We start from the raw sequence: 19,123 nt of genomic DNA, 5'->3' as shown, positions 1-19,123 counted from the left end.
TCAGATCAGGCCCGCGAACAGCTCCGTCAGTGACAGTGCGTCGGTGTGGAACGAGAGCAGTAGCACACCCGAGACTGCACCGGTGTAAGCGACCGAGAACCCGTAGGCTCGCAGTCGGTTCGCGAGCAGGAGGATCGCGATCAGCGGCAGCGTCAGGACGAACAGCGGGTGGAGGTAGCCGAGTCGGGAGTGCGGAAAGAGTGCGCGGGCGTCGATCGAACTCGGGATCGAGTTGCGCAGGGTGACGACGCCGAGGTAGGTCGCCACGAGTGCAAGTGGAACGGCGACGCGAGCGCTCGCCCAGAACGCGGCGACGGCGACAGCAGTGTTGACCACGAGTGGGGCGATCGTGACGACGATGCGTCGCCAGTAGGCCCGCGGGACGTCGTGGTCGACGTAGCCCACGGGGTCGCCGAAGCGAAAGAGGACGACCTCGCGGACCCGGATGCCGAGCAGGCGACAGGCCAGATAGTGTGCGAGTTCGTGGACGGCGACCCCGGGCGCGAGTACCAGCGGCAACAGATAGCGACGCGTGAGCCCCATCGATCGGGTCTGCGAGCCCGAGAGAGAAGAAAGTCGGTGCTGGCGAGGGCTACTCGTCGGGCGTGGATTCGTCGTCGTGAGATTGCTCGTCGGGCGTGGGTTGGTCGCCAGAAGTGGGCTCGTCGTCGGATTCCTCGTCGGCGTGAACTTCCACCTCGAAATCCTCGATCGTCTTGCCTTGCCGGACGATCTTTTCGCAGACGAGGAACTTCTCCATCCGGCCGAGTCGCTCCCAGTCGAGATCCTCGGGCGGCGACTCCTCGAAGGCCTCGTACTGCTCGAGGACGCCCTCGTGGACGAACCGGGCGAACTCCCCGCAGTTCGGGCACTTGATCGAGATGTGCGAGACGTCGAACGACCGAGTGAGGGTGTGATCGAGACAACTCGAACAGCGATAGGCGACGGTGGGCACTGCCTGGGACTACGTCTTGAGGGAGTATGACAGCGTTGATTTTCGCTCTACCGGCAGTCTCACTGGGGATCGACTGTCTCGGCGAGCGTGACGACCCGTTCGCGAAGGGTCGGGGCCTCGCTGGCGAACAGTACCGTTGAGTTCGTCCGGCGGTCGACCAGCGCCACGGTGTCGGGGTCGAAGGCGTCCTCGACCCGCGCGAGGTCGGCGTCGTGGCCGAGCCTGACGACACTCCATTCGAGCTCGTCGAGCGCCTCGGCGACCCGCGAACCGTGACGGCACCGGCAGGCGAAGGATAGATCCGGCCGGGGTTCGCGAGCGTCCAGCAGCATCTCTGCCGTCCGACTCGATGATCCGAATCGGACGCCCCGGTTCGGACGCAGTCCCGAGAGCGTCTTCGCGACGCGGCCCTCGACGGCGGCGATCTCGTGCTCGTGCTCGGCGTAGGGGGTCGCGCCGACGATGGCCAGCCCCGCCTCGTCGACGATCGGATCGACCTCGCGGTCGACCAGCGCCGCGACGACGCCCTCGACTGCCTCGGCCGTGCCGTCGCGGGCGGCCCGGTCGCGTACCTCGACTGCGTGGTGGACTGCACCCGGGCCGTCGCCGACGTCGAGGTTGTACCGCACTGCACGCGAGAGGAGGTCGACGCCCGATTCGACTGCTGCGTGGAGGTCGTCGCCGTGGGCGAGTTGGGTGGCGATCGCACTCGAAAGGGTGCAGCCCGAGCCGTGCGTCGAGTCGGTGTCGACGCGGGGGTGGCGAAGCATGTCGACGGTTTCGTCGGTGACGAGCACGTCCGTGACCTCCGGGTTCGGGACGTGTCCACCCTTGACGAGCGCGGCCTGTGCACCCATCTCGACGAGTCGCTGACCCGCCTCGCGGGCCTCGCCCTCGTTGTCGGGGTCGATTCCCGTGAGGACGGCGGCCTCGTCGGCGTTGGGCGTGACCAGCGTCGCCTCGCCAATGAGGTCTTCGTAGGCGCTCTCTGCGTCTGATTCGAGCAGCCGGTCGCCCGAGGCGGCGACCATCACGGGGTCGACCACGAGATTCGGGAGGCGATCGGCGTACCCGACGATGGTCTCGACCACCTCGCTGGTGGCCAACATGCCGGTCTTGACCGCCGCGACCTCGAAGTCCTCGAGGACGGCCTCGATCTGGGCTTCGATCTGGTCGACGGGGAGGTGGTGCGAATCCCGGACGCCGCGGGTGTTCTGGGCGGTGACGCTGGTGATGGCGCTGGTGGCGAACGCACCGCCGGCTTCGATCGTCTTGCAGTCGGCCTGGATTCCCGCGCCGCCACCGGAGTCGCTGCCGGCGATGGTCAACACGGCCGGCGGCGAGACGGGAGCGTCCTGTCTGGGCATGCGCGAGGGTATTCGCGTCTCGTACAAATCGGTGCTGGTGGACTTTTGAGTCCCGCAATCGTAGCTCGGGTATGCACACCTGGGCGGACCTCTTCGAACGGGCGAGCGAGTACGAGACCAGCGTCGCGGACATTCGAGAGACGCTCGCTGCTCACCGGAGTCGGGATGACTGAGGCCTCTCCCGATCGGATCGTCGCCGACGCCGACGTGCTCGCGGCGGACCTGCTGGTCGGTGGCGACGCTCGCGCGGCGCTCGATCACGTCCGGCGGCACTCCTGGCTGACCCTGCTCGCGAGCGAGGCGCTGCTCGACGACACCGAGGCCGTGGTGGCCGACCTGGCTGACCCGGAGGTGGCCACAACCCATCGCGAGCGCCTCGAAGCGATGTGCGAGCGCGTCGACCATCCAGACGGTGATCATCCCGGGCTGGCGACGGCCTATCGTGGTGGGGCGGCCCACCTGCTGAGTTACGACGAGCGTCTGGGGTCGGCAAAGATGGGGCTGTCGATGCAGCCGCACGCTGCGTTGAGTATCCGGCCGCCCGACGCCTTCGCTCGATTGTTCGATCCGGCCAGTGTCTACGATCTGGTTGTTGAGGAGGGGGCGTATCCCGGGCCTGACGCTGATCCCCGTGGCTAGGACTCTCTGCTCGCTGGCTAGGAACCGGTGATTGCAACGGCAACAAGCATGGAAAGCCCTCGACTCGCTGGCTAGGAGACAGAGACAGCACTGCCACCAACGACTCAGGAAAGCCCTCGACTCGCTCGGGGCCGCTGTGCAGGATATCTTCGCTTCGCTCAGATAGAGCCTGCACAGCGACGCTCCTCACTTCGTTCGGCCCGAGGCGAGTCTCGCCCTTTCAATCCGCCAGGGGACAGCACCGCGACCGAAGGCCTGCCTTTCCCCGGGTCGCGGCATGAAAGCCGCTCCCGGCCACCGCGGAGCGATCAGGAAGCGTGTCGCTCGTCGAACGACGAGCGACCGGGGAGGAGTGGGGCCACAACAATGCGGTTGCGGTCCTGGTGGATGAAAGGGCGAACCACGATCGCGTTCATGTAGTCGCTCTGACCGGCACTATCCGAACGAAGTGAGGATATCCGGCAGAGCGACCGTGATCGTGGTGAGGGCTTTCGAGGAGTGTGTTGCTACGGTAGTTCCAGTTGCCAACGAGCGAGGTGAGGGCTTTCGAGGAAGTAGCTGCGGTAGCGACTCAGTTTCCTAGCAAATGAGTCGAAAACGAGCCAGAGACGCCGCCTAGGCGATCAGATACCAGGCGGCGAAGACGACCAGGCCGCCCAGCGACGTCGAGACGAGCGCGTGCGTTCGGAGTCGGTCGAGCAGGCCGTGCGAGTGCTCCTCGATCCCGGCGACTTCCTGGATCTCGCCGCCCACTTCACACGCGGGCAGGAAGTCCATCGCGACGTGGAGGAACACGCCGGCGGCGAAGCCGAAGACGGCGGCGTTGAACGCCGCGCCCGTCGGGAGCGCGACCGTCGCGACCGGAATCGCGGTCAGCCCCACACCAGCGGCGGGCAGCAGGATCGGCAGGGCGGACTCGCCGGCCAGATTCGAGCGTCGCGCCGCAGCGTACCCAGCGGGTCCCTTGTGCGAGACGATCGCCAGCCCCAGCAGGAGGCCGAGTTCGGGCATCGCGGTGTAGATGACGCCGATGATCAACCCCGCCGAGAGAGCGTGGGCGGCCAGCGCGGCCGCGGTCGTGTTCATCGGCAGATCCAGATGGGTCAGTCGGTGCCCGATCGTGTGGGCGTTGTACCCCAACAGGACGCCCGCGGCGATCCCGAACCCACCGATCTTGGCGTGCTGGCCGATCGCCTGCGGGACCAGAAACACCGCCGCGCTCGTCACCATCGCGCCGCTTGCCAGCCCGTAGCCCCAGACCAGCCGCGTCGCATGACGCGACTGCGTGCGCGCACCCAGTACCGCACCGCCTGCCATCGCCGCGAACGCGACCCACGAAATCGACAACAGTTTCCACTCCTCAGCCACGACGCCAAGCGCCGTGACGACCAGAAACGCCACGACCGACCCGATCCCCAGAACCGTCTCGCCGTCGACTAGTTTGTTAATCTTTGTATCTGAGTTAGTCTCCATTATTAATTCCTCGGACTTCGTTGTTATACATGTACACTCACCTCTCTCAAGAGATCGAATAAAGGCTTCGATGGGGGTCGACCCCAGCAGTTGGGCACGGTACTTATAGCGGTTCGGGCCGCTATGTCAACCAATGGGAATGCCTTCGGGACAGCGAGTCGTGGTCGTCGGCGGTGGCTTCGGTGGACTCTCATCGGCCTGCTATCTCGCCGACGCGGGTTGTGACGTGACGCTACTGGAGAAAAACGAGCAATTGGGCGGCCGGGCGAGCCGCCTCGAACGCGATGGGTTCGTCTTCGACATGGGCCCGTCGTGGTACCTCATGCCCGACGTCTTCGAGCGCTTCTTCGGGCACTTCGACCGTGAGCCGGGCGACTACTACGATCTCCAGCGGCTCGATCCGCACTATCGGATCTTCTTCAAAGACGGCGAGGCGCCACGCGCCTCGGGAGATCGAGCGGCGGAGCCGCGAGACAACACGGTGGTCGACATCAGCCCGGACCGGGCCGAAAATCGCGAGCTGTTCGCGTCGATCGAGGACGGCGGCGGCGAGGCCTTCGAGGAGTATCTCGATACGAGTCAGACCCACTACGAGACGGCGATGGAGAAGTTCGTCTACGAGGATCGCTCGCGCCTGCGCGACTGGATCGATCTGGATGTCATGCGCGCGGCGCCGATCGGTCTCCAGTTGATCGGGTCGATGCAGGGCCACGTCTCGGACTACTTCGAGCACCCGAAGCTCCAGCAGATCATGCAGTACACCCTCGTCTTTCTCGGGGGCTCGCCGCGGAACACGCCCGCGCTGTACAACATGATGAGCCACGTCGACTTCAACCTCGGCGTCTACTACCCCGTTCCCAAAGACCGCGAAGGGCCGGGCGGGATCGGCGTCGTCGTCGACAGCGTCGTCGAGTTGGGCGAGGAACTGGGCGTCACCTTCGAGACCGACAGCGAGGTCGAAGAGATCACCCGCCGCAAGGAGGGCTTCCACGTCGAAACAGTCGACGAGGAGATCTATCGGCCCGACCGCGTTGTGGTCAACGCCGACTACCGCCACGCCGAACAGGAACTGCTCCCCGAGCACGAACGCCAGTACGACGCCGACTACTGGGACAAGCGCACCTACGCGCCCTCGGCGTTCCTCATGTACATGGGCGTCGAGGGCGACGTCGAGGAACTGGCCCACCACACGCTCGTCCTGCCAGAAGACTGGGACCCACACTTCCAGCAGATCTTCAACCAGCCCGCGTGGCCGGACGAGCCCGCCTACTATCTGTGTGTCCCCTCCAAGACCGACGACGACGTCGCGCCCGAGGGCCATTCGAACCTGTTCGTGCTTGTCCCGATCGCCCCCGGCCTCCGCGATACGGAGGCCCTGCGCGAGCGCTATCGCGAGCGCGTCCTCGACGACATCGCTGACAACACCGGCGTCGCCCTTCGAGACCGGATCGTCGTCGAGGAACAGTTCTGCGTCGACGATTTCGTCGATCGCTACAACGCCACCGAGGGGACGGCGCTCGGACTCGCCCACACCCTCAGACAGACCGCGCTGCTGCGGCCGAACAACGCCTCCTCGGCGGTCGACGGGCTGTACTTCACGGGCTCGTTCACGACCCCAGGAATCGGCGTCCCGATGTGTCTCATCAGCGGCGAGCACACGGCCGAGGCGCTCTTGAAAGATCGCTAACGCAGCGATGCGTTATCGACGCCCCAAAGACCGGCGAGTCCGAACGTCCCAGCAGTGATGAGTGACACCGGCCTCAGAACGCGACTCGACTCACTGCTCCCCTCCGAGGAGTCGACGCTGGGGTATCTGTTCTGGCTCTCTCGCCCCCGGTTCTGGCTGTATCTCGCCGGCCCGGTCGTCGTCGGCGTCGCCTACGCTGCCGACTCTCCCAGCGAGCTGTTCTCGCCGCTGGCGATCGCGCTGTTCGCGTACTTTCTGGTTCCCGCGAACGTCTTTCTCTACGGGATCAACGACGTCTTCGACGCCGACATCGACCAGGCCAACCCCAAGAAAGACGACAAGGAGGTCCGCTACGAGGGCGGCCCGCTGGTCATCGCCGCGGTCTTCGGCTGTGCCGCCGTCGGGCTCGCGCTGATCCCCTTCCTCGATGCTGCCGCGCTCTTCCCGCTGGGCCTGTTCTACCTCCTGGCGACCGAGTACAGCGCCCCACCCCTCCGGTTCAAGACCACGCCGATACTCGACTCGCTCTCGAACGGACTCTATGCGCTACCCGGGATCGCCGCCTACGGTGCGATCGAAGGCGCGTATCCCCCCGTGGCGGCGATCGCCGGGGCGTGGCTGTGGACGATGGCGATGCACACCTTCAGCGCCATCCCCGACATCGAACCCGACCGCGAGGCCGGCATCCGGACGACGGCGACCCTCCTCGGCCAGCAGCGAACCTACGCCTACTGCGCGCTGGTCTGGGCGGCCGCCGCGGTCGCGTTCGCGCTCGTCCACCCCTTCCTGGGCGGCGTCCTCGCGATCTATCCGCTGCTCGTGGTCGCGATTGCGGGCGCTGACGTCCCGGTCGACCGGGCCTACTGGTGGTATCCCGCGATCAACACCGTCGTCGGCGCGATCTTGACCATGGCGGCCCTCTGGGTGATGCTCTATGCCTGACTCCCCGTTGCCGCCGCTGGGAGACGGTCGCCAGGCCATAGAGGCGTGGCTCGATCAGTTGGTGACCGAGAATCGATTCACGATCGCCGTGGTCTTCCCTCTCGTGGGCGCGGTCTCGCTGTACGCCTCCGCGCGCGGCTGGCTCCCCGATCCACTCGCGTTCAACCCCTGGTTCATCCTCGCGGGCGTGCTCGTCATGCGCCTGCCGCTCGTGGCTGGGCTCGCACCCCTGTTCGACCGCCGGGCCGCCCTCGCGATCGGACTCCTGACGATCTATGCCTTCGGGATCGAACTGCTGGGCGTCACGACTGGCTGGCCCTACGGCGCCTTCGAGTACGGGATCGACCTCGGCCCGATGCTGCTGGACAAGGTGCCGATCGGCCTGCCGGTGTTCTTCTTCCCACTCGTGCTCAACAGCTACCTCCTCGGACTCCTGTTGCTCGGCGATCGCGCCCGCTCGGCTGCGATCCGACTGCCCGCCGTGATCGCACTCGTCCTCGCGATGGATCTCGTCCTCGATCCCGCCGCCGTCTCGCTGGGCTTCTGGATCTACGACGCCGGGGGATGGTACTATGGCGTCCCCTGGTCGAACTACGCCGGCTGGGTGCTCTCGGCGACGATCTCAGTGGGACTGTTTGATATTGCCTTCGACGGCAAGCGACTACTTTCCCGCCTGCGATCCTGTAGGTTCATGCTGGACGACCTGGTGAGTTTCGTCATCCTCTGGGGAGCGATCAACGCCGCCTTCGGCAACTGGATCCCGCTGTTGATCGCTGTCGGTTTCGGCGCGGGCCTGCTCGCGACCGACCGCTTCGACTTCGACGTCCGCGAGACGATCCCCGGGGCCGCGTGGCTGCGCGCCCGTGCCGGGGGCGACCGCTGAGGCCGATCGAACGCGTTTTCCGGCCAGCGTCCAAGGTCCGCTGATGACACGGCTGTTCTCGCCGCTCGACCTGCGCGACACCACGATCCCCAACCGCGTGATGGTCTCGCCGATGTGTCAGTACTCCTGCGAACAGCGGGACGGGCTGGCCACCGACTGGCACCGCACGCACCTCGGTTCCCGAGCCGTCGGCGGGGCCGGTCTCGTGATGACCGAAGCGACTGCGGTCGAGCCGCGCGGCCGGATCTCCCCGGAGGATCTGGGGATCTGGTCGGACGAACACGCCGACGCCCTCCGGCCGATCACCGAGTTCGTCCGCGAGCAGGGCTCGGTCCCGGCTATCCAGCTGGCCCACGCCGGGCGCAAGGCCGCCACGTCCCGGCCCTGGGACGGCCACGACCCACTGGGTCCCGACGAGGGCGGCTGGGCGGTCGTCGGCCCGACCGACGAGCCCTGGCCCTACGAGGGCGAGGCCCCGCCGACCGAGCGCCTCAGCGTCGAGGAGATCGAGTCAGTGATCGACTCCTTCCGCACCGCGGCCGAGCGCGCGCTGAACGCCGGCTTCGAGGTCACCGAGGTCCACGCCGCCCACGGCTATCTCCTCCACGAGTTTCTGTCGCCGGTGACTAACACCCGCGAGGACGACTACGGCGGCGACTTCGAGGGACGGACGCGACTCCTCCGGGAGGTAACCCAGACTGTGCGGGATGTCTGGCCCGACGAGAAGCCCGTGTTCGTCCGCATCTCCGCGACCGACTGGCTCCCGGATCGAGAGTCGTGGACCCTCGACGACTCCGTCAGGCTGGCCGATCGTCTCGGTGTCGATCTGCTCGACGTCAGCGGCGGCGGCATCCATCCCGACTCCCGTCCCGAGCAGGCCGGCCCGAACTATCAAGTTCGCTATGCCGAGCGCATCCGCGAGGAGACGGATCTTCAGGTGGGGGCCGTCGGCGGGATCACCACGCCCGAACAGGCCGAGGCGCTGCTCGCAAACGAGCGCGCGGACCTGGCGATTGTCGGGCGCGAACACCTCCGGGACCCCTACTTCGCGCTGCACGCCGCGGAGACCCTCGATGCGACTGAGGAAGTCGAGAGTCCGCCACAGTACCGGCGGGCGTTCGGCTTCTGAGCAGTCGCTACGCTCGATAGCAGTCACACGAGGAACAGCAACCCGGAGTGTGTCGATCAGCTCGACACCGATTCGCACCGCCAGCCGGGGTCCTGACCGGTCTGTTCGATCAGGTCGGACCGACACGCTGGACAGTAGTCGGGCGCGTCGGACTCGCTCCGGGGGACGTAGACCGCGCCGCCGCACTCCACGCACGCATCCGCGACGATTGTCACGCAATCCGCACACACGTTGAAGTCGTCGACCGTGAGGTCTCGCAGGGGTTCGAGTTGTTTGTCCAATGTATACTCGTCGATGACCGCCTGACAGCGTTGGCACGGTTGCATAGCGATGCGTATTGGCCCATGTGATCACCACACAAATAGTTGCCCCCACGAGGATCGAGGAGTCGCGATGCCAGCGAGCAGCGACAGTGAGGCTCAGAACGACGCCAGACTAGTTGGCTCACTCTAGCTGGTGATAGTCCAGTTCGTAGCCGGCGTCGAGCGCACGCTGGACCGCGGGGCTGGGATCGTCGAGTTCGCGCCTCGACAGCCTGATCCCGCCGAACGTGTCCAGATCGGCGACGATGGTCTCCTGCTGCTGGGGGTCGGGTTCGAGTGCGTCGGTGCGGTAGTGGGCGCCGCGGGATTCGCGACGCTCCAGTGCCCCCTGCAGGACGGTCTCGGCGACGGTGATCGCGAACCCGACTTCCAGCGCGGCCGCGAACGATCGACTCCTTCGGTCACCAGTGGTCAGATCCGCCGTCCGTGCGCGGAGCGTCTGGAGACGGTCGAGACCCTCCTGAAGCCGCTCGGCCGACCGCAGGATTCCGGCGTGGTCCCACATGAGTGCCCGGAGATCGGCCATCACCGAGTCGGGGCTGTCCGAGCCGTCTCGATCGGTCGTCGCCTCGAGGTCGGCGAAGTGTGACGCTGCCAGCGTCTCGATGCGGCCGGATTCGTGGTGCTGGGCGCCCGCCTGGAGTCGCTTGGCGACGCTTTCGCCGGTAACACGCCCGAACGCGACCGTCTCGGCCAGGGAGTTCCCACCGAGTCGGTTCGCGCCGTGGACCCCGCCCATCGCCTCGCCGATAGCGAACAGGCCTTCGACGTCGGTCTCACCGCGGTCGTCGACCAGTACGCCGCCCATCCCGTAGTGCGCTGTCGGCGCAACTTCGACGGGATCCTCGGCCATGTCGACGCCCAGTGACTGAAAGCGCTCGTACATCCGGGGCAGCCGTTCCGCGATGAACTCTCTGGACCTGTGTGAGATGTCGAGGTAGGCGCCGCCGTTGTCGGTCCCGCGACCCTCGCGGATCTCCTGAGCGATGGCGCGGGCGACGACGTCCCGCGCGTCGAGTTCCATCTGATCGGGCGAGTACCGCTCCATGAATCGTTCTCCCTGAGCGTTGTAGAGGCGCCCGCCCTCGCCGCGGACGGCCTCGGTGACCAGACGACCCCGCCACGGTTCCCACTCGGGGTCCGATTCGTCTACGGCCATCCCCGTCGGGTGGAACTGGACGAACTCCATGTCCATCAGCCGCGCGCCGGCCTCCAGCGCCAGCGCGGGCCCGTCACCGGTGTTCTCGTCGTCTCGCGAGGAGTGACGCTCGTAGATTCCGGGATAGCCGCCGGCCGCGAGGATCACCTGTTCGGCCTCGAACAGCAGGAACTCGCCACTGTCCTGGTCGTAGCCAGCGGCCCCGAGGACGCGGTCGTCCTCGGTCAGCAACCGCGTGATCATCACCTGGTCTCGGTAGGGAACACTCCGCTGCTGGGCCTGCTCGATCAGTGTCTCCAGCATGGACTCGCCGGTGTGATCACCGGCGAAGGCGGTTCGGCGAAACGACTGCGCCCCGAAGTAGCGCTGATCGATCTCGCCCGCCTCGGTCCGGGAGAACGCCATCCCCCAGTCGTCGAGTTCGCGCAGTCGGTCGGGCATCTCTCGGGCGACGGTCTCGACCTTCGCGGGCTCGTTCAGGAAGTGTCCTTCGTTCAGCGTGTCTGCGGCGTGGATCGTCCAGTCGTCTTCGGGATCGTGGGTCCCGAGAGCGCCGTTGACCCCCCCACGAGCCCAGGTCGTGTGCGCGTCGCCGTGGTCGCGTTTGCCGAGCACCAGGACGTCCGCGGGATCGACCCCCTGCTCGACGAGCTCGATCGCCGCCCTGGCCCCGGCAGCGCCGGCGCCGATCACCAGCGCCCGGACCCGGCGGTACTCGACGTCTCGGTCACCGATCTCTCGCCGGGCACTGCTCCGGTCGCTCATAACAGTATTCCTACGTGCCAGACGAGCATAAACGGCTGCCGGTGCGGTTTTGTACTTCCAGCATACCGCCCGAATCTCCCGATCAGGCGTTCACCGACGCCTCGCAGTGGCTGCCGTACGTCCGTTCCACGTCGCCGGCACGCTGTCAGTCCTTTTCTATCGTGACCGCCTAGTAGGGGTGATGACAACCACGCCGATCGAGACCGACGACGAGCGCCGTGCCGCCGTCGTCGAGCTCCACGACCACCTTGCCGCGACGGCGGAACTCCCGATCGAACGCACGGCGAATCGATGGATCGGCGAGGCAGAAGCGGTCGCGGCCGACCTCGTCGACGCCCCGAACGACCCCGAGCTGATCCGCACGCGTGCGAGCCACATCGTCGACCTGCTGGCGGAAGTCGACGACACCGGCGCGCCCGCAGCGGACGAACACGTCTCGGCCGCCGCAGAACTCGCCGAACGCCTGCAACGCGTGTGAGTGCGGGCGGGCCCAGATAGCCCCACGCGAGCAACCGATCACCCTCGACCCAGCGCTCGCCGATGTCGTCCTGCAGCAGTTTCGGGCTGTGGGCCCAATATAGAAATCACGATTTCCGAAATCACGATTTCCGAAATCGCAATTTCTATCACTATCGAGGAACGACTCGTGACATGGCGCAATTCGTCGACCGGGAGGAAGAGATCGATCAACTCGGCGACTGCTACGACTCCGAAACGGCAGACTTCGTCGTGATATACGGGCGGCGTCGCCTCGGCAAGAGCGAGCTCGTTCGTCAGTCGATCGCCGATCGGGACGACGCCGTCTACTACCAGGCAGTCGAGTCGACGGCGCAGAACCAGCTCGAACAGTTCGTCGACGTAGCGACCGCACAGTTTCCCTCGCTGGAGAACGTTCGCCGAGACTGGGAAGCGATTCTCGAAGCCCTCGGCGAGGAAGACGCAATCGTCGTCGTCGACGAGTTTCCGTTCCTCATCGAGGAAGACGAGTCACTCCCGTCCCGCATGCAGCGTGTCTGGGACCTGGAACTCCAGGAGACGGAAATGACACTCGTTCTCGTCGGCTCCTCGATCAGCGTCATGGAAGACAAGGTCCTCTCCGGGAGCGCGCCGCTGTACGGGCGACGGACGGCGACGATCGATCTCGGCCCGCTTTCGGTGGCCAACGCACACCAGTTCTTCCCGGCGTACGACCCCGAGACGGCGATCACCACGTGGTCGATCTACGGTGGCACGCCCTATTATCTCCAGACAGTCGCTCCTGACGAGCCGTTAGCAACGAACGTTCAGCAGGCGATTCTGTCCGAGCGCGGGCTCCTGTACTCCGAACCCGAGTTTCTGCTCCGAACCGAACTCCGACAGCCGAACACGTATTTCAGTATTCTCCGGGCGCTCGCCCACGGGCGCCGAACCCCGAACGAGATTGCAGGCATGGCCGGCGTGGAGTCGGGCTCTCTCAGTACGTACCTCCAGAAACTCCGCCGAATTCGGCTCGTCGAGCGCCACATCCCCGTGACGGAATCGTCGACAGCCTCGAAACGCGGCCGCTACCGTATCGTTGCGCCCCTGTTCCGGTTCTGGTTTCGGTTCGTCTACGGGAATCAGGACCAGCTTCGGATGCTCGGCGATGACGCCTACGAGGAAGTCGTCGCGCCCGAGTTACCGGACTACGTGAGTCCGCTGTTCGAACGACTCTGCCAGCGCGCGCTCCCCGAACTCGTCGATCGACAGTTCCGCGACGTCGGACAGTGGTGGTTCAAAGAACACGAACTGGACGTCCTCGGCCTCGCCGATGACGGACTCGTCGCGGGTGAATGTAAGTTCACGTCTCGGCCGGTGGGCGAGGGCGTGCTCGCCGATCTGGAACGCACAGCGTCGGACGTTCGGTGGTCGGCCGAGCCAGCGGACGGAGAGACGCTATACGTCCTGTTCAGTCGGTCCGGGTACACTGCCGATCTCAGCGCTGTCGCCGAGGCTCGCGACGACGTGCGACTGTTCGGCCTCTCCGAGATTCTCGCTGCCTATTGATCACGGGCCCAGATACCCCCACGCCAGCAAGCGGTCGCCGTCGCCCTCGATCCAGCGCTCGCCGATGTCGTCCCGGTAGTACAGATTGGGCATCACGATATCGTCGACCCGAGCGTAACACCGCTCGCGCGCTTCCTGCATCGTCTCTCCTTTGCCCGTGACCACGAGTGGCATCCCGCTCTCGCCCGCGGCGCGCCACTGTCCGTCGACGTTCTTGCAATCCTCGATGTGAACGCCCTCTCGCGAGTCTGTTTCAAATACCACGGCCGCGTTCCGCGAATTCTCGTCGTAGGTCTGCTCGTCGTCGAAGGGAAACGGCGGCAGGACGATTCGGATCCCGATCTGGTAGCCCCGGTGCACCGCCAGACCGGGATCACGACCGTTGGCGAGGTCGAGGAAGAACTCGCCAGTCGGCGTCTCGAAGCCCTCTTCCTGGATCGAGAGGGTCGGGTAGCCGAATCGCGGCGTAAACTCCAGGGGATATATGCCGGTACCGTTGACGATACAGTTCAGATCGATACTGCCGACGTACCCTTCTTCGGCGAGCCAGTCTTCGAGTTTGCCGAGCGTCTCCTGAAAGAGTCGATTGTGGTTCGTCCAGAACATCGACGTGCCCATCTCGCCGGTCGACGGCCCGATATTCCCGGGGAAGAGTTTCTTGTGCTCGAAGTTGAGATTGACCTGGTCGACGAACTCCTTCCCGTTGAAGAATCCGCAGATGGCGACCTCGACCCCTTCGACTTTTCGCTGCAATTGAAACCCTTTCATCCGGTGGCCCCACGCCTTCTTGTAGGCCTGCAGGACGTCGATCACGTCGCTGCCGTCGTCCTCGTTGCCGACGTATAGCAAGCGCTTGACGTTCTGGACCTCGCCGAGCGGCTTGATGACGTAGGGCGCGGGGTTCTGCTGGACGAACTCGACCCCGTCGTCGAAGTCGCGAAATACCTGATGGTCGATCGTGTTCACGCCGTGCTCTTCGAGGATCTCCATGGCGTAGCCGCGATCCTCCTCCAGACGATCGGTGTTCGGCGTCCCGCCGACGACCGCTTTTCCCTGCTCACGAAGCTCCTGGGCCAGTTCCCCGGTTCCGATTTCGTCTCCGATCCAGATGTCGTCGAATACGATGACGTCGGCCCACGCGACCTCGGCCTCCCAGTCGTCTGTCTTCGGGACGAAGCCGTCGCCGATCTCGCGGTCGCTCTCGGCCTCGACGTAGTACTGCACGTCGTGGCCTTCCTGATGGACCTGCCACGCGATGTCGGTGATCAGGGCGGCGTCGGCCGAGACGAACAGAAAGTTCGCGGTCATATCCCAGTCGACGCCCGCCGAGCGCAAGAACCTAGCCCGCGTCATAGGTCTGTGCAGGACCGGCCACCATCGGAATTACTTTGCACCTATGTCGTCCGCTATAACGTATGACACGCGACGAACTCGCGAACGCGAGCGATCTGCTCGAATCGGCAGCAGAGACCACAAGCGGCGACGCTGCGGACCGCCTCACCGAGATTGCGTCCCAGATCGAACGCCTCGCGACCGCGGATCGCGGTCCCGACCACGGCCGACTCGCCCGCTGGCAGAACGCTCTCGGCGAGGTCAAAGCCGACGTCGACGAGGCCACGGGCGAGACTATCGAGGAAGCGCTCGACGCGATCGTCGCCTACCGCTCGACCGTCGACGGCGTCTGATCGCGTCGAAGCAGTCGTCCGATCGGGAGGTTCTTTTCGCCAGCGCTCTTCCTCCCGTTAATGAGTGTCATCGAGGCCGTCCACGCCGATCACGGCGCGACGTTTCGCGACCTCGACGGCCGCCGCGTCGTCGAAGAGTACGGCCGCTCCGAGCGAACCCACCGCGCCGTCCGCAACGTCGCCGGCGTGATCGAGATGGGCTACGACGTCCGCGAGGTGACCGGGCCCGAACGAGTGACGGCCGTCGATTCGGTCGTGACTGCCGACGTTCCCGAATCGGATGGCGAGGGCTGTTACGGACTCGTGCTCGAGTCCGGGCGGATCGTCGCCGAAGCGACCGTCTACAACGCCGCTGCGGGCGACCGACTCCTCGTCTTTCTGCCGCCCGGCCGCGGACCAGTGCTGGACGACGCGCTCGCTGGTAAGGGCGTCGAGAGCACTGACGTGACGGCCGACCTCGCCGTCTTCGGCGTCCACGGCGCGAGCGCGACCGAGAAGATCGCGAGCGTCCTCTCGACGGGCGGGGGCGCGCCCGAACCGGCCCACGCCTTCATGCGCGGGTCGATGGGTGACGAGGGCGTGACAGTCATCGCCAGCGACGCACCCACTGGCGAGGAGGGCTACGAGGTCGTCTGCGCAGTCGAGGAGGCCGAACGGGTCTTCGACACCCTCGTGAACCGGGGGCTCAATGCGACGCCCTTCGGCTACCGTACCTGGGAGTCGCTGACGCTGGAAGCGGGGACGCCGCTGTTCGACACCGAACTGGCGGGCCACGAACCAGGCGTCCTCGATGGCGGGGACACCAACGGCCAGCGACTCCTCGGGCTGACCTGCGAGGGCGTCCCCGAGCGGGGCGCAGCCGTCCAGAAAGCGGGCGAAGAGATCGGGCGCGTCACGCGAGCGGTCGCCAGTCCGACCCTGGGCGAGCCGATCGCGTTCGCGCTGGCCGACGGAGAACCCGACGCCGTACTGACCGACGACGGAGAGGTCCCGGCGAGTCACGCGGCGCTGCCGTTCGTCGAGGGGAGTCAGCGCTCGGGTCGGTGTCCGCGATAGTGTTGCTGGATGGCGAGTTCGGCGATGTTCGCGCCGTACTCCGCCGAGCGTTCGAGACTGTCGAGCAGGAGTCCCCAGCGGTAGGCTTCCGGGGCGTGATCGCTCTCGTAGAGCGCGCGGTCGAGGTCCTCGATGGCCTGCGTGATCGCCTCGCGTTCGGCAAGGGCGTCGTAGGCGAGACTCACGTCAGTGTTCGAGAGGATCGGCTCGGTCGCGTCCCAGATCAGCGACCGGGCGTCCCGGCCGATCGACCCGGCCTCGCGACCGAGGTCGTCGTCGGGGGCGTGGGGCTGTTCGATGGCGACGCGGGCGATCTTCTCGGCGTGATCGGCGATCCGCTCGAGCTGTCTCGCGAGATAGTAGTACGCGAACAGTTCGGCCCGGGAGAACGCGAGCTTCTGTACCTCGCCGAGATCGGTCAGCGTCCGCTGGAAGTACCGATTGACGAGCCGGAACAGCTTGTCGGCCTCGGCGTCGCGGTCGATGACGTCCTGAGCGAGCGTCGCGTCGTCCTCGACGACGGCCCTGACCGCGTCCTCGTGCATCGCGTCGGCGATGAGCCGGAGCCGGATGGTGCTCTTGCGGATCGAGACGTTGTCGGCGTCCATCAGGTTGCGGACGACGAGGTCGCACTCGTCGGCCTGCAGGATCTCGAAGCCGGTCAGATCGGCGACGACCGACCGGAGCGCGCGTTCGCGCTCGCTCACGCCGTCGGTCCGGTCGCGCAGACACACCTCGTCGACGCCGATCAGATACAGCGCCGTCAGCGTCTCGCGCAACTCGCCGTCGTCGAAGTCGCCGACCTCGACGACAGCGCGGCTAGTATCACCCTCCGTCTCGGCTGCCTCGACGAGCAGTGAGCCGTCGTCGTTGGGGTACAGATACAGTAGCGAGCCGGCGGTGATGTCGTGATCCTCGGCCCAGAACTTGGGGAGCGAGACGGTGTATGTCGTTCCACCCGAGAGCTGTACTTTCCGTGTTTCCATCCCTGTCCTGGGGGTCGAAAGGGGTGAGTGTAGTCGTTTGTATGTGGTGGTCGTAGCCGTATGGACGAGTCAATAGAACCCAATAGACGGCCGTCGTGTCCGGAGCGTAGACCTATGTCGCGTGCTTCTGGGGAGTAGATACGGATGGCACACTCCGGCGGCAATCTCCACAGTCGCGAACGGACGCTGGCGACGGTCATCGAGGCAATCGACACCGAGGCCCCCGAGACGAAAGCCGAACTGGCCGAGACGGTCGGTCTCTCACAGAACTACCTCTCGGAAGTCCTCCAGGAGCTGAAACACAAGGGGATGGTGCGCAAGGCCTACGTCGTCGACGACGACGCGATCTTCGAACAGGTCGAAGAGGTCGCGAGCCGGTGGAACTGCGAGGGCGACCAGTTCGAGACGCTCTTTGCCTGTCTCGAACGCCTCAACGACGTCACGCTCGAACAGTATCAGGCCGCGGCGGCGGCGTTCCGCGGCGAGAACGTCACCGAGAGCGCCGACACGCTCGAACCGCTGGCCAACGAGCGCTACGGTGCAGTCCTGCGCGAGATCAAGTCGTTCACGATCACGACCGACTGGCCGGGCAACCGTATTTCGGCAGCGCTCGCGACGATCGCCGTCAACTTCGAGATCGCCGGCGACCGGGCCTGCCTGATCGCCGACGCCGTCGCCCATGCCGAGGCCGAGCCCACTGGGGCTGTCCACGAACGCGTCGTCGACATCTTCGAGGCCGGCGAGCGCATCAACGGGCACGTCGAATCGGTCCTCTTCGAGGGGGACCTCGACGCGATGGAGGCGCTGCACGACACCGAGAAGACCGTCCACCGAGATTTGCAGGAACTGTTCGAACTCGTCACCGCCTACGATCCAGACACCTACGGCTATCTCGTGACTGTCACTCGGACGCTCGAACGGATCATCCACTACTGGGTCAGCGCCGCCGAGACCGCGACCCGGATCCACAGCGGCGTCGACCCCGGTCACGTCGAGATCTGAGCGGTCTCGTCCGGCCGCTACAGCAACATCGTCGGATCACCGAACGCCATCACCAGCGCGAGGCCCGCGACGACGATGCCCATCACCCGTGTCACGAGCAACCTGGCTTTTCCGGGTTCGATCTGGGCAGTGCCGACGGATCCGCGCATTCGCCACCGCCCCATCTGCCGGGGGAACGCTGCAGTCACGAGTCCGAGCACTGCGATCAGGAGGGCCATCAGCTGGAAGATTGCGGGGGGCACACTCGGGGGTGTCACGGCGACGCTACGAAGCATTTGTGGTTCGGGATCGCCGAAGCCGTCGCCCTTTCCCGATCGCAGTCACTTCGTCGTCCGGGGTCGAGACGAACTACCCGGGGACCGATCGAACCCTGGCCCAGCCGACGCCGACCAGTCCGATCCCGAGTCCGAACTGGACGAGGAAACTCGCCACCTGCAGGAGCGGGTCCGGCCACACCTCCTGGTAGACGGCGATCGCGACGTAGCCGTCGTCGGTCTCGACGACTTTCCCCTCGTCGCGCTCGAACCGTGCCACGGCCGACCCGTCTTCGAGGGCTCGCTTCGCGGGATCGGACAGCGAGTCGCGATCGACCGCGAGGTCGTCGAGTGCGCGCTCTCTCGTGACTCGTTCGAGCCCGATCGTGGTCGTCCCGTTGTCCAGGTCGCTGTGATAGATCCGGCGATAGAACTCCCCGAGATACGCGTATTCCTCGTCGTTGACGCCGGAGGATCCGGAGAGCTGGACGGTCACCGTCCCGTTGACTCCCCGCTCCTCGAGCAGCCAGGCCTCGATGGCACAGAGCCGTTCGTCCTCATCGCCGCGCAGACAGTCGACGCCGTCGAAGTGATCCGGCACGATCTCGGTGTACAGTGCTCCCTCGCCCGTGTCGAGCGGCCCGGCCCGATACTCGTAGCGCGCGCCGCCGATATCCAGGGCGTGGACTACCGTCGCGTTGGCAAGCAGTGCGAGGCCGAGCACGACAAGTACGGCCGCGCGACGCCGGACGCGTCGATCTTCGCTCGATAACGTCGAAGGCACGTCTAAACA

The 19,123-nt window shown here is 65.9% G+C and carries 20 protein-coding genes; 10 read left to right on the top strand and 10 right to left on the bottom strand.

From position 1 onward, the window contains the following. The 3 genes from DV733_RS06785 to thiD are packed head-to-tail and all read right to left on the bottom strand — an operon-like array spanning position 1 to position 2,322. On the bottom strand, positions 1 to 543 hold the full coding sequence (locus DV733_RS06785) for a metalloprotease family protein (protein WP_049995474.1): 543 nt from the start codon (positions 541 to 543) through the stop codon (positions 1 to 3). 49 nt (positions 544 to 592) lie between these two features. Next, positions 593 to 955, bottom strand: a complete 363-nt coding sequence (locus DV733_RS06780; protein ID WP_049995475.1) for a hypothetical protein — start codon at positions 953 to 955, stop codon at positions 593 to 595. Between the two features lie 59 nt (positions 956 to 1,014). Beyond that, a complete protein-coding gene (thiD, locus tag DV733_RS06775) occupies positions 1,015 to 2,322 on the bottom strand; it encodes a bifunctional hydroxymethylpyrimidine kinase/phosphomethylpyrimidine kinase (protein ID WP_049995476.1) in 1,308 nt (435 codons plus the stop codon). Positions 2,323 to 2,487: 165 nt separating this feature from the next. Here thiD and DV733_RS06770 point away from each other — a divergent pair, with 165 nt between their 5' ends. Further along, positions 2,488 to 2,961, top strand: a complete 474-nt coding sequence (locus DV733_RS06770; protein WP_049995477.1) for a DUF7384 family protein — start codon at positions 2,488 to 2,490, stop codon at positions 2,959 to 2,961. A 615-nt stretch (positions 2,962 to 3,576) separates the two neighbouring features. On the opposite strand, the gene DV733_RS06765 is transcribed toward DV733_RS06770, so the two are convergent. Beyond that, positions 3,577 to 4,434 carry a ZIP family metal transporter gene (locus DV733_RS06765; protein ID WP_049995478.1) on the bottom strand — a complete coding sequence of 286 codons (858 nt, stop codon included), beginning with the start codon at positions 4,432 to 4,434 and terminating at the stop codon, positions 3,577 to 3,579. Between the two features lie 133 nt (positions 4,435 to 4,567). Here DV733_RS06765 and DV733_RS06760 point away from each other — a divergent pair, with 133 nt between their 5' ends. From DV733_RS06760 to DV733_RS06745, 4 genes are read left to right on the top strand one after another with little or no spacing between them, the layout of a single operon-like run. Further along, positions 4,568 to 6,121 (top strand): phytoene desaturase family protein, encoded by a 1,554-nt coding sequence (locus DV733_RS06760; protein ID WP_049995479.1) that lies wholly within the window; start codon positions 4,568 to 4,570, stop codon positions 6,119 to 6,121. A gap of 57 nt (positions 6,122 to 6,178) precedes the next feature. Further along, positions 6,179 to 7,063, top strand: a complete 885-nt coding sequence (locus tag DV733_RS06755) for a prenyltransferase (RefSeq protein WP_049995480.1) — start codon at positions 6,179 to 6,181, stop codon at positions 7,061 to 7,063. Continuing rightward, positions 7,056 to 7,946 (top strand): bisanhydrobacterioruberin hydratase, encoded by an 891-nt coding sequence (gene cruF, locus DV733_RS06750; protein ID WP_049995481.1) that lies wholly within the window; start codon positions 7,056 to 7,058, stop codon positions 7,944 to 7,946. Before DV733_RS06755 ends, cruF begins: the two co-directional genes overlap by 8 nt. 43 nt (positions 7,947 to 7,989) lie before the next feature. Further along, a complete protein-coding gene (locus DV733_RS06745; protein ID WP_049995646.1) occupies positions 7,990 to 9,075 on the top strand; it encodes an NADH:flavin oxidoreductase/NADH oxidase in 1,086 nt (361 codons plus the stop codon). A gap of 56 nt (positions 9,076 to 9,131) precedes the next feature. Here DV733_RS06745 and DV733_RS06740 read toward each other — a convergent pair whose 3' ends face one another. Both DV733_RS06740 and DV733_RS06735 read right to left on the bottom strand, forming a co-directional pair. Next, positions 9,132 to 9,401 carry a DUF7571 family protein gene (locus DV733_RS06740; protein ID WP_049995482.1) on the bottom strand — a complete coding sequence of 90 codons (270 nt, stop codon included), beginning with the start codon at positions 9,399 to 9,401 and terminating at the stop codon, positions 9,132 to 9,134. 118 nt (positions 9,402 to 9,519) lie between these two features. Continuing rightward, positions 9,520 to 11,322, bottom strand: a complete 1,803-nt coding sequence (locus DV733_RS06735; protein ID WP_049995483.1) for an L-aspartate oxidase — start codon at positions 11,320 to 11,322, stop codon at positions 9,520 to 9,522. A gap of 181 nt (positions 11,323 to 11,503) precedes the next feature. Here DV733_RS06735 and DV733_RS06730 point away from each other — a divergent pair, with 181 nt between their 5' ends. Together DV733_RS06730 and DV733_RS06720 are read left to right on the top strand one after the other, a co-directional pair. Then, positions 11,504 to 11,800 carry a hypothetical protein gene (locus DV733_RS06730; RefSeq protein ID WP_049995484.1) on the top strand — a complete coding sequence of 99 codons (297 nt, stop codon included), beginning with the start codon at positions 11,504 to 11,506 and terminating at the stop codon, positions 11,798 to 11,800. A 173-nt stretch (positions 11,801 to 11,973) separates the two neighbouring features. Further along, positions 11,974 to 13,347 carry an ATP-binding protein gene (locus tag DV733_RS06720; RefSeq protein WP_049995485.1) on the top strand — a complete coding sequence of 458 codons (1,374 nt, stop codon included), beginning with the start codon at positions 11,974 to 11,976 and terminating at the stop codon, positions 13,345 to 13,347. On the opposite strand, the gene DV733_RS06715 is transcribed toward DV733_RS06720, so the two are convergent. Then, positions 13,348 to 14,655, bottom strand: a complete 1,308-nt coding sequence (locus tag DV733_RS06715) for a phosphoribosylamine--glycine ligase (protein WP_049995486.1) — start codon at positions 14,653 to 14,655, stop codon at positions 13,348 to 13,350. It lies immediately after the preceding gene. Between the two features lie 107 nt (positions 14,656 to 14,762). Here DV733_RS06715 and DV733_RS06710 point away from each other — a divergent pair, with 107 nt between their 5' ends. Together DV733_RS06710 and DV733_RS06705 are read left to right on the top strand one after the other, a co-directional pair. Next, on the top strand, positions 14,763 to 15,032 hold the full coding sequence (locus DV733_RS06710; protein ID WP_049995487.1) for a DUF7553 family protein: 270 nt from the start codon (positions 14,763 to 14,765) through the stop codon (positions 15,030 to 15,032). Positions 15,033 to 15,092: 60 nt separating this feature from the next. Further along, complete coding sequence (locus tag DV733_RS06705) at positions 15,093 to 16,088, top strand: glycine cleavage T C-terminal barrel domain-containing protein (protein WP_049995488.1); 996 nt, start codon at positions 15,093 to 15,095, stop codon at positions 16,086 to 16,088. Here the strand turns inward: DV733_RS06705 and DV733_RS06700 are convergent. After that, positions 16,061 to 17,074 (bottom strand): phosphate uptake regulator PhoU, encoded by a 1,014-nt coding sequence (locus DV733_RS06700; protein WP_049995489.1) that lies wholly within the window; start codon positions 17,072 to 17,074, stop codon positions 16,061 to 16,063. The two genes, DV733_RS06705 and DV733_RS06700, sit on opposite strands and share 28 nt — an antisense overlap. Positions 17,075 to 17,218: 144 nt before the next feature. On the opposite strand from DV733_RS06700, the gene DV733_RS06695 reads away from it, so the two are divergent. After that, complete coding sequence (locus tag DV733_RS06695; RefSeq protein ID WP_049995490.1) at positions 17,219 to 18,076, top strand: PhoU family transcriptional regulator; 858 nt, start codon at positions 17,219 to 17,221, stop codon at positions 18,074 to 18,076. A gap of 17 nt (positions 18,077 to 18,093) precedes the next feature. Here DV733_RS06695 and DV733_RS06690 read toward each other — a convergent pair whose 3' ends face one another. After that, entirely contained in the window at positions 18,094 to 18,318 is a 225-nt protein-coding gene (locus DV733_RS06690; RefSeq protein WP_202594328.1) for a hypothetical protein, read from the bottom strand. Between the two features lie 106 nt (positions 18,319 to 18,424). Then, positions 18,425 to 19,114, bottom strand: a complete 690-nt coding sequence (locus DV733_RS06685) for a hypothetical protein (protein ID WP_049995492.1) — start codon at positions 19,112 to 19,114, stop codon at positions 18,425 to 18,427. Between the last annotated feature and the right edge of the window lie 9 nt (positions 19,115 to 19,123).

Source organism: Halapricum salinum (assembly GCF_004799665.1).
GTDB lineage: Archaea > Halobacteriota > Halobacteria > Halobacteriales > Haloarculaceae > Halapricum > Halapricum salinum.
Note: the sequence above shows the minus strand (reverse complement) of the source record. Positions and strands in the feature narration are given on the sequence as shown.